Annotated in this window: 8 protein-coding genes; 4 read left to right on the top strand and 4 right to left on the bottom strand. The window is 74.0% G+C overall.

Annotated features, from left to right (window positions below; genetic code table 11):
- Positions 1-36: 36 nt before the first annotated feature.
- The 3 genes from ACFWEG_RS26475 to ACFWEG_RS26465 form a co-directional block, all read right to left on the bottom strand.
- On the bottom strand, positions 37-2,895 hold the full coding sequence (locus ACFWEG_RS26475) for an ATP-binding protein (protein ID WP_387219934.1): 2,859 nt from the start codon (positions 2,893-2,895) through the stop codon (positions 37-39).
- Between the two features lie 226 nt (positions 2,896-3,121).
- Positions 3,122-3,445, bottom strand: coding sequence for an STAS domain-containing protein (locus tag ACFWEG_RS26470; RefSeq protein ID WP_387219932.1), 324 nt, complete (start codon positions 3,443-3,445; stop codon positions 3,122-3,124).
- A gap of 206 nt (positions 3,446-3,651) precedes the next feature.
- Positions 3,652-4,503 (bottom strand): 3-hydroxyacyl-CoA dehydrogenase family protein, encoded by an 852-nt coding sequence (locus tag ACFWEG_RS26465; RefSeq protein ID WP_387219930.1) that lies wholly within the window; start codon positions 4,501-4,503, stop codon positions 3,652-3,654.
- Between the two features lie 165 nt (positions 4,504-4,668).
- Here ACFWEG_RS26465 and ACFWEG_RS26460 point away from each other — a divergent pair, with 165 nt between their 5' ends.
- Positions 4,669-5,241: a cob(I)yrinic acid a,c-diamide adenosyltransferase gene (locus tag ACFWEG_RS26460; RefSeq protein ID WP_387219928.1), complete on the top strand. Its 573-nt coding sequence runs from the start codon at positions 4,669-4,671 to the stop codon at positions 5,239-5,241.
- Positions 5,242-5,280: 39 nt separating this feature from the next.
- Here the strand turns inward: ACFWEG_RS26460 and ACFWEG_RS26455 are convergent, their stop codons facing one another.
- A complete protein-coding gene (locus ACFWEG_RS26455; protein ID WP_387219926.1) occupies positions 5,281-5,862 on the bottom strand; it encodes a hypothetical protein in 582 nt (193 codons plus the stop codon).
- A gap of 213 nt (positions 5,863-6,075) precedes the next feature.
- Between ACFWEG_RS26455 and ACFWEG_RS26450 the strand changes: the two genes are divergently transcribed.
- The 3 genes from ACFWEG_RS26450 to ACFWEG_RS26440 all read left to right on the top strand — a co-directional run bounded on the left by ACFWEG_RS26450 (position 6,076) and on the right by ACFWEG_RS26440 (position 9,981).
- Positions 6,076-7,323, top strand: a complete 1,248-nt coding sequence (locus ACFWEG_RS26450; protein ID WP_387219924.1) for a sensor histidine kinase — start codon at positions 6,076-6,078, stop codon at positions 7,321-7,323.
- On the top strand, positions 7,320-7,991 hold the full coding sequence (locus tag ACFWEG_RS26445; RefSeq protein WP_387219922.1) for a response regulator: 672 nt from the start codon (positions 7,320-7,322) through the stop codon (positions 7,989-7,991). Before ACFWEG_RS26450 ends, ACFWEG_RS26445 begins: the two co-directional genes overlap by 4 nt.
- A 226-nt stretch (positions 7,992-8,217) precedes the next feature.
- Complete coding sequence (locus ACFWEG_RS26440) at positions 8,218-9,981, top strand: glycosyl hydrolase family 18 protein (RefSeq protein ID WP_387219936.1); 1,764 nt, start codon at positions 8,218-8,220, stop codon at positions 9,979-9,981.
- Positions 9,982-9,995: the final 14 nt, after the last annotated feature.

Genomic DNA, 9,995 nt, shown 5'->3' with positions numbered 1-9,995 from the left:
GACCTCGGCGGTCCCCGGGGCTCCGTCGTGTCCGGCTCAGATCAGCGTGGCCGAGAGCGTGACGCCGTCCCCGGTCGGGCCGGGCGCGGAGCCGCCCCCGTCGTCCACGGCGGGGCTGCTGCTGAGCGACGGGCCGGCCGGCGCCGAGCCGCTCGCGGAGTCGGTGGTGTCCGGCGGCGGCGGCTCCGGGTCGGGGTCCGGGTCGGTCGGCTCGGGGTCCGGCGTGGGCTCCGGGTCGGGGGTCGGCTCCGGGTCCGGCGTCGGCTCGGGGTCCGGGTCGGGCTCGGTCGGGTCCGGGTCGGGGTCCGGCTTCTGCGTGGTCGGCTTGTCCGTCGGCTCGGTGGGCTCGGCGGTCGGCTTCTTCGTCGGCGACGGATCGGCGTCGGGGTCCTCGGTGCCGTCGGGGTCCGGCGACTCGTCGTCCGGGTCGGGGGTGGCGTCCGGGTCGTCGGGGTCGAGCACCCCGTCCTCGGGCGCACCGGCGTCGCCGGGCACCCGGCCGCCGCCGGAACCGCCGGAGCCGTCCCCGCCGACCAGGGCGTCCTCGGCCGGGCGGTCCGCGTCGAGGCCGCCGGCACCGTCGCCCTCGTCGGCGGTCGCGTTGGAGTCGACGCCCCTGCTGGCGCCGCCGCCGTCGGGATTGGAGGCCGCGCCGAGCGTGACGACGGTGCCGAGCACCGCGGCGAGCAGTGCGCCCGCGCCCGCCGCGACGACGTTGCGCCGGGCCCCGGTGAGGACCGCGCGCCGCACGCCGTCGCGCTTGCCGGCGCCCGCCCGGCCGGCGGGCACGGGCCGGCGGGTGACGAGCCCGGTGTCGTGGGTGACGGCCGCGGAGCCGGCGGCGGCCGCCGCGGCGGGTACCCCGCCGGACGGGGAGGCCGACTCCTCGAAGCGGGCGACGGAGATCTCCTCGCCGGCCGAGGCGACGCCCCCGCCGCGGAGGAAGGCGGCCGGGGCCCGGACCGGCGCGAGCGCCGCCGTGTGCGCCGCCGAGCCGGTGCGGTCGGCGATGAGGGCGAGGGCCCGGCGGCCGGCGGTGATGCCCCGCTTCTCGGCGAGCGCCCCACGCAGCGCGACGGACGCCTCCAGCTCGACGCGGGCCCGGTCGTAGAGGCCGTCGCAGAGCGACAGGATGCCCAACTCGTGGTGGAAGTAGGCCTCCTCGGCCACCTCGCCGGATATCCGGGCCGCCTGCTGTCCCGTCCGCAGCGCCCGCTCCCAGGCGGTCCAGTGCAGGGCGGCGGCGAAGGCCGGGGCGGCGCTGCGGGCGAGCAGCACGGCCGCGCCGGCGTGCGCGCCGTCCTGGCCGGCCGCGAGGACGCCGAGCGCGGCGAGCAGCGCGTCGGACTCGGCGGCGGCCCGCTCGGGGCCGACGGAGGGGTGCCCGGCCCACCAGGCGTAGTGCTGGGCGGCGAGGTGGGCGGGGCCGTCGACGTCCTCGGCGTACCCGGCGGCGGCGAGCTGGGCGTACACCCCGGCGGCCAGCCGGTAGTGCGAGCCGACGGGGGTGAGCAGGCCGCAGGCGACCAGCTCGCCGAGGGCGGCGTCGGCGTGGGTGTCGCCGGTGAGGGCCGGCAGATGGGCCTGGTGGGGCATCTCGCCGCCGAGCGCGACGGCGAACCGCAGCGCCTCACGGGCCGACTCGCCGAGCCGGGAGGCGAGCAGCGCGGCGGGAGCGGCGCCCTCCGCGAGCGTCGGCAGCGGCACCTCGGCCGAGTCCTCGGCGGGCGGCAGAGGCACGCCGTCGAAGACGCCGTACTCGTGCTCGGCGTCGAAGGCGGCGGCGGCCGACAGGGGGCCGGCGCGCAGCCGGTCGCGCTGTCGCAGCAGGGCGCCGGCCTGGACGAAGCGCAGCGGCAGCCCCTCGGACTCGAACCACAGGTCGCCGGCCCAGCTCGCCTCGTCGTCGGTGAGCGGACGCGCGACGGCGGCCTGGAGGAGTTCGAGCCCGGCCGCCCGGCCGAGCCCGGGCAGCAGGACCTCCTCCAGGTGCGATCCGGCGGAGGGGGCGGGCACGTCGGGCGTGACCGCGAACACGAAGGCGCACTCGGGGGTCGCCGCGAGCAGCTCGTCGAGCCCGGCGCCGCCGAACTCCAGGTCGTCGACCATCACGACCGCGCCGATCTCCCGTACCAGCGCGTGGAGTTCGGAGGTGTCGGGCCGGTGCAGCGGGGCGCGGTAGACGGCGGCGAACAGGTCGTGCAGCAGGTCGTCGGCGGAGCGCCGGTAGCCGCTGAGCCGGACGACGCCGTCGGGCGCGAGGCCGCGGCAGTCCTCCGCGACGGCGTCGAGCAGGGTGGACCGCCCGGCGCCGGACTGGCCGACGAGCCGGACGGACCGGCCGCGGGCGAGGAACCGGGCGAGCTGCTCGCGTTCGTCGCCGCGCTCCAGGAGCGGCAGCACCGGCGGCGTGGGGCCCGGCGGGGCGGGCGGGCGGGCGGCCTGTTCGAGCGCGGCGCGCTCGGCGGGGCCGAAGCGCACGGGGTGCGAGGGGCGCTCGGCCGGCGGGCAGAGCTCGATCTCGCTGCCGTCGACCGGGTTGACGGTGAGCAGGTAGTCGCCCGCCACGAGCTGGACCGTGCGGGCCAGGGCGGGCGACGGGGTGCCGTAGTCGCCGGCGAGCGGGTCGCGCGGCGGGCGGGGCGCGGCGACGGGACCGCGCCGCTCGCCGAAGGCGGCGTCCACGAGGTCGCCGGCGGCGTCGTCGTAGGGGTCTCGCCCGTGGCCGGGTCCGGGTATGCCGAAGCCGCCGTCCGGATCGGCGCCCGCGGGCGCCGCCGGTCCGGCGTCGGGTCGCGCCGCGCCGTCGTCGAGGGCCGGGGCCAGATGCCCGGCGCCGTGGTCGGGGCCACTGTCGTGGCCGAACTGCTCAGGTCCCCGTGTCGTCGGGTCCATGGTCAAAGCCCCCCAGATGCTGCGTCGCGCCGACAAGCCTCCCCGGCCGTGAAGGCGCTCCGCTGTCGCTTCTGGTCCGGTCGCCCGCCGCGGTCACGCGATCTGCGGGCGACCGAACCCTAGACCTTCGCTCAGTATCTCCGGAATCGACGGAGGCCGGGGCCCGCAAAGCGTCACGTTCTCGTGATGATTGTGGGGACACCGACCGGGGTATTACGGGCCGGGATCACACGCGTTGTACGGTTTCGAGCGCGATCCCGCCCTCGATTGCGAGGATTCGGTGCAGACGTGTCGCCACGAGCAGCCGCTGCATCTGCGGCGGCACGTTGCGCAGCACCAGGCGGCGGCCGCTGCGGCCCGCCCGGCGGTGCGCGCCCATGATGACGCCGAGCCCCGTGGCGTCCCACGAGTCGAGTTCGACGAGGTCGAGGACGAGGTCGCCGGCGCCGCCGTCGAGGGCCTCGTGCAGGACCTTCCGGGCGTCAGCCGCGCTGCGGACGTCGAGGCGTCCCCCGACGACCAGCTCGGCGTGGTCGCCCCTGATGTGCATATAGCTCTCCCCGAGAGTGCCGCTCGCTCTGCAGAATCGTCTTCGCGGACGCGTTCCGTTCCGCCCGGTGTCCACCGAATCTCTCACTGCAACTGACTGCCACCGGGTCATAGAAGTTGCCGTCTGTAAGCGAACCGATACCAAGTTCACCCTTAGGGGTGACAGATCATCAGCTCAACGTGAGGTTCGGGCCAGTCCTCGGCGGCTCATCCGTGCGCGTAGAAGCCACGGCCGCTCTTGCGTCCGATGTCGCCCGCGTCCACCATCCGCCGCATCAGCTCCGGGGGGGCGAACTTCTCGTCCTGGGTCTCCGTGTAGATGTTGCCGGTCGCGTTCACCAGGATGTCGACGCCGGTCAGGTCCGCGGTGGCCAGCGGGCCCATCGCGTGGCCGAAGCCGAGCCTGCAGGCGACGTCGATGTCCTCGGCGGTGGCCACGCCCGACTCGTAGAGCTTCGCCGCCTCCACGACGAGGGCGGAGATGAGGCGGGTGGTGACGAAGCCGGCGACGTCCCGGTTGACGACGATGCAGGTCTTGCCGACCGACTCGGCGAACTCCCGCGCGGTGGCCAGGGTCTCGTCGCTCGTCTTGTAGCCGCGCACCAGCTCGCAGAGCTGCATCATCGGCACCGGCGAGAAGAAGTGGGTGCCGACGACCCGTTCGGGGCGCTCGGTGACCGCGGCGATCTTGGTGATCGGGATGGCGGAGGTGTTGGAGGCGAGCACCGCGTCGTCGCGCACCACCTTGTCGAGGGTGCGGAAGATCTCGTGCTTCACCTCCAGCTTCTCGAAGACCGCCTCGACGACGATGTCGGCGTCGGCGACGGCGTCCAGGTCGGTCGTGGCGGTGATCCGGGCGAGCGCGGCCTCCGCGTCCTCGGCGGACAGCTTCCCCTTGGCGACGAAGCGGTCGTAGGAGGCCTTGACGCCGTCGGTGCCGCGGGTCAGGGCGGCGTCGGTGACGTCCCGCAGGACGACGTCCCAGCCCGCCTGCGCGGAGACCTGCGCGATGCCGGACCCCATGAGTCCTGCCCCGATCACGGCGAGCTTGCCAGCCACTGAGAACACCCCTTACACACCGCACACTGTCCAGTACTCCTGCCGGACGATAGCGGTCGCGCGGGCCGAGGTGGCGGCGAAGAGATGCGCGTCACGTCTCGAATGACGGACGTCACACCACGGGGGCGTACCAGGGCGCGTACGGGCCCCACTTAGGCTGGCGGCATGGTCAATCTGACGCGCATCTACACCCGGACCGGCGACAAGGGCACCACCGCCCTCGGCGACATGAGTCGGGTGCCCAAGACCGACCCGCGGATCGCCGCGTACGCCGACGCCAACGAGGCCAACGCGGTGCTCGGAACGGCCGTCGCGCTCGGGCAGTTGGCCGAGGACGTGGTCAAGGTCCTCACCCGTGTGCAGAACGACCTGTTCGACGTGGGCGCGGACCTCGCCACCCCCGTCGTCGCGGACCCGGAGTACCCGCCGCTGCGCGTCGAGCAGTCGTACATCGACAAGTTGGAGGCGGACTGCGACCGCTATCTGGAGCAGGTCGAGAAGCTCCGCAGCTTCATCCTGCCCGGCGGCACCCCCGGGGCCGCGCTGCTGCACCAGGCGTGCACGGTCGTGCGCCGGGCCGAGCGGTCGACGTGGGCGGCGATGGAGGTGCACGGCGAGACGATGAACCCGCTCGCGGCGACGTACCTCAACCGGCTGTCGGACCTGCTGTTCATCCTGGCGCGGATCGCCAACAAGGACGTCGGGGACGTGCTGTGGGTGCCGGGCGGTGAGCGGTAGGCACCGCTCACCGCAGCCGCAGGGGCTCCGCTCTGCCGCTCAGTGCGGCCACCGGTGGCCGGCGAGCGCCTTCTCGCGCTCCTCGCCCGCGGGGGCCCTGCGCGGGAGGACGGCGTACGACAGGGCGATCAGCCCGTGGATGCCCGCGACCCGCCAGGCGAGCCGGATCGCCCCGGTCAGGGGCGCGCTGCGCTCGGCGTCGCCGACGTACCAGGTGCCGAGGAGCAGCAGGCCGGAGGCGACGGCCGCGAGCAGCACCGTCCGCAGCCACAGCCGGCCCTCGTGCGCCGCGCGCGCCGTCCCGTACCGCGGCGGGCGCACCGGCGGGGTCCCGTCCCCGAACCGGTGCCGGGCGTGGCCGTCGAGCCACGTCACGGTGTAGTGCCCGTACGCCACCGTGTACCCGATGTAGAGCGCGGCGAGGCCGTGGTACCACTGCGGCTCCGCGCCGTTGCGGAGGTCGATCACGGTCGCCGCGAGCAGGACGAGCTCCAGGAGCGGTTCGCACAGGAGCAGCGCCGCGCCGGTGCGGGGCATCCGCAGCAGGTAGCGGAGACCGAGTCCCGCGACGAGCAGCACCCAGAACGCCACCTCGCAGGCGAGAACGAGCCACCCCACCATGTCGCCACTCCTTCCGACCGGCCGGCGCCTGGTCGGCACCGGACCCCGTGACTCCAGCCTCCCGCCGGGGCGGGGCCGCCACGTCGTCGCCGATGACGAACCGGGGGTACGACGAAGGATGCAGTGCCGCTCCCCCGGACAGGGGACTTCCGGTCGGCAGGTTCCCCCGTGCCGGGGAGGACCCGGGGGCGTGCGGCGCGCTTTGATGGGCGCATGCACCTCGCACCCGCCGGGCCCTCGCCCCACGTCCATGCGTCGCGTCCGCACCGCGACGACGTCATGGTCGCGGTGTTCGGGCTGGTCAGCGGGGTGGTGCTGTGGGGACTCGGGCTCGACAACGGCCTCTGGCGGGACCTCGGACCCCGCTGGCTGGGGCTCCTCCCGCTCGCCGCGATGTCCGCGCTCTCCCTGCTCCGCCGCCTCCGCCCGCTGACCGCGCTGGCCGCCGGCGTCCCCGTCCTCGTCGCCGACCAGCTGGTCCTCGGCAGCATCGCGACCGTCGGCCTCTTCAGCGACCTGATCTACGCCGCCGTCCTGTACGGCCCCCCGTGGGCACCGCACCGCATCCCGGTGGCCTGCGCGATCGTCTCCCTCGCCGCGACCGGGATCGCGCTGGCCGTGCTGCGCGACGCCGGCGGGCTGCTCGTCGGCCTCGTGGTGGCGCTCGTGACGCTGGTCTCCGCCTGGACCGGCGTCAGCGTCCGCACCCACCGCGACGCGGCCGAGGCCGCGACCCTGCGCGCCCAGCAGACGGCGCTGCTCGCGGAGATGGACCGGGTGGGCGCGGTCGTGGCCGAACGGGCCCGGATGGCCCGTGAGCTGCACGACCTGGTGGCGAACCACCTCTCGGCCATCGCCGTCCACTCGACCGCCGCGCTCTCGCTCGACGACGAGCGCACCAGCCGGGACGCGCTCGGCGTGATCCGGGAGAACAGCGTGCAGGGGCTGGCCGAAATGCGCCGCCTGATCGGCATCCTGCGCGACGCGCAAGCCGACCCGGACGGCGAGCCGGCCGCCGCGCCCACCCTCGGCGGGCTGCCCGCGCTCGTCGCCCGGGCCCGGACGAACGGCCTCGACGCCGTGCTCAGGATGCCCGACCCGGACACCGGCTTCGACACCGGACATCCGCTGCCCGCTCCCGCCGAGCTGGCCGCGTACCGCATCGTTCAGGAGTCGCTGACCAACGCGCTCAAGCACGCCGGGCCCGGCCCCGTCTCGGTCGTCCTGGGCCGCTCCCCCACCGCCCTCACCGTCGAGGTGACCAGCTTGCTCGGCGGGGACGGCGGAAACGGCGACGGGCCTCGGGCTCCCGGGTCGGGGGCGGGGCTGGTCGGGATGCGGGAGCGGGTCGCGCTGCTCGGCGGCGTGTTCGCGGCGGGGCCGGAGAGCCGCCCGGACGGCGGCAGGATGTGGCGGGTGCGGGCCGAACTGCCCGTCGAGGAGGGAGGTTCGCCGTCATGACCGGACCGAGCGGAGCACCGCTCAGGGTGCTCGTCGCCGAGGACCAGTCCGCCGTCCGGGCCGGGCTGGTGCTGATCCTGGGCAGCGCGCCCGACATCGAGGTGGTCGGCGAGGCCGCCGACGGCGAGCAGGCCGTCGAGCTGGCCCGTGCACTGCGCCCCGACGTGGTCCTGATGGACGTTCAGATGCCGCGGCTGGACGGCGTCTCGGCGACCCGGCAGGTGGTGTCCGAGCAGCTCGCGGACGTCCTCGTCCTGACCACCTTCGACCTGGACGCCTACGTCTTCGGGGCGCTGCGGGCCGGCGCGGCCGGGTTCCTGCTGAAGGACGCCGAGGCGCGCGACCTGATCGAGGCCGTGCGGACGGTGGGGCGGGGCGAGGGGATCGTCGCGCCGGCCGTCACCCGGCGGCTGATCGCGGAGTTCGCACGCCCGGCCCGGCCCGCGCCGATGATCGATCGCGCGGTCCTGGAAGCGCTGGAGACGCTCACGCGTCGCGAACGCGAAGTGTTCGACGCGGTGGGCGAGGGCCTGTCCAACGCCGAGGTCGCGGCCCGGCTCGACATGGCCGAGGCCACCGTCAAGACCCACGTCAGCCGGGTCCTCGCCAAGCTCGGGCTTCGCAGTCGGGTACAAGCCGCGCTGTTGGCCGGGGAATTGGACGACTGATACACACACCCCGCACAGGTCCAGACCTGTTGACGGATGGTCTGGACCTTTCTACTCTCACCTCAACTTGCGGTGAACCCCCGGTTCCACGGGCGGTTCACGGGCGGCGCAGGGTCTCACCCCCATATCCGGACCCCTTCCAAGGAGCAGCCCCGTGCGCTTCACACAGAAACTCCGGCGGAGAGCCCTGGCCGGGCTCACCGCCCTGGCCGTGCCCTTCGCAGCCATGGTCGGCCTCGCCACCCCGGCGCACGCGGCAGCATCCGCCACCGCCACCTACACCAAGACCCAGGACTGGGGCTCCGGCTTCGAGGGCAAGTGGACGGTGAAGAACACCGGCACCACCAACCTGGCGAGCTGGACGGTCGAGTGGACCTTCCCCACGGGCACCCAGGTGACCTCCTCGTGGGACGCCGACGTCACCCGCAGCGGCCAGACCTGGACCGCGAAGAACAAGAGCTGGCAGACGAACCTCGCCCCCGGGGCCTCGGTCACCTTCGGCTTCAACGGCTCGGGCCCCGGCGCCCCCTCGGACTGCAAGCTCAACGGCGGTTCCTGTGACGGCGGCCCGGTCGTCCCCGGCGACAACGCCCCCGGCGCGCCCGGCACCCCGGTCGCCTCGGACATCACGAACACCGGCGCCAAGCTGACCTGGACCGCCGCGAGCGACGACAAGGGCATCAAGAACTACGACGTGCTGCGCGACGGGGCGAAGGTCGCCACGGTCACCGGCCTCACCTTCACCGACAGCGGCCTGACCGCCGGCACGGACTACTCCTACGCCGTCCAGGCCCGCGACACCGCCGACCAGACCGGTCCGGTCAGCACCTCGGTCAGGGTCCGCACGACGGGCGGCACGGTCGACCCGCCGCCCACCGGCGACAAGATCAAGCTCGGCTACTTCACCGAGTGGGGCATCTACGGCAAGAACTACCACGTCAAGAACCTGGTGACGTCGGGCACCGCCTCGAAGATCACGCACATCAACTACAGCTTCGGCAACGTCAAGGGCGGCAAGTGCCTGCTCGACGACGCCTACGCCGCCACCGACAAGGCGTACACCGCGGACCAGTCGGTCAGCGGCGTCGCCGACACCTGGGACCAGCCGCTGCGCGGCAACTTCAACCAGCTGCGCCAGCTGAAGGCCAAGTACCCGCACATCAAGGTCCTGTGGTCCTTCGGCGGCTGGACGTACTCCGGCGGCTTCGCCGAGGCCGCGGCCAACGCCGCGTCCTTCGCCAAGTCCTGCAAGGCCCTGGTCGAGGACCCCCGCTGGGCCGACGTCTTCGACGGCATCGACATCGACTGGGAGTACCCGAACGCCTGCGGCCTGACCTGCGACACCTCGGGCTACGACTCCTACCCCAAGCTCATGAAGGCGCTGCGGGACGAGTTCGGCCCGAGCTACCTGGTCACCTCCGCGATCACGGCCGACGGCTCCGCCGGCGGCAAGATCGACAAGGCGGACTACGGCACGGCGGCGCAGTACCAGGACTGGTACAACGTCATGACCTACGACTACTTCGGCGCCTGGGCCGCCCAGGGCCCGACCGCCCCGCACTCCCCGCTGACCTCCTACGCGGGTATCCCGCAGGCCGGCTTCAACTCCGCCGACGCGATCGCCAAGCTCAAGGCGAAGGGCGTCCCGGCGAAGAAGCTGCTGCTCGGCATCGGCTTCTACGGCCGCGGCTGGACGGGCGTCTCGCAGAAGGAGCCGGGCGGCACCGCGACCGGTCCCGCCGCGGGGATCGAGCCCGGCATCCAGGACTACCGGGTCCTCAAGACCTCGTGCCCGGCCAACGGCCTGATCGCCGGCACGGCGTACGCGCACTGCGGCAGCGACTGGTGGTCGTACGACACCCCGGCCACGATCGCCACCAAGATGAGCTGGGCGAAGTCCCAGGGCCTGGGCGGGGCCTTCTTCTGGGAGTTCAGCGGTGACACCACCAACGGGGAGCTCGCCACGGCCATCGACAGCGGCCTGAAGTAGTCGTCGTCCCGGGC

The organism is Streptomyces sp. NPDC060194, assembly GCF_042728285.1.
In the GTDB taxonomy this organism is placed as follows: Bacteria; Actinomycetota; Actinomycetes; order Streptomycetales; family Streptomycetaceae; genus Streptomyces.
The sequence above is the reverse complement of the archived record's forward strand: the minus strand, read 5'-3'. Positions and strand labels throughout refer to the sequence as shown.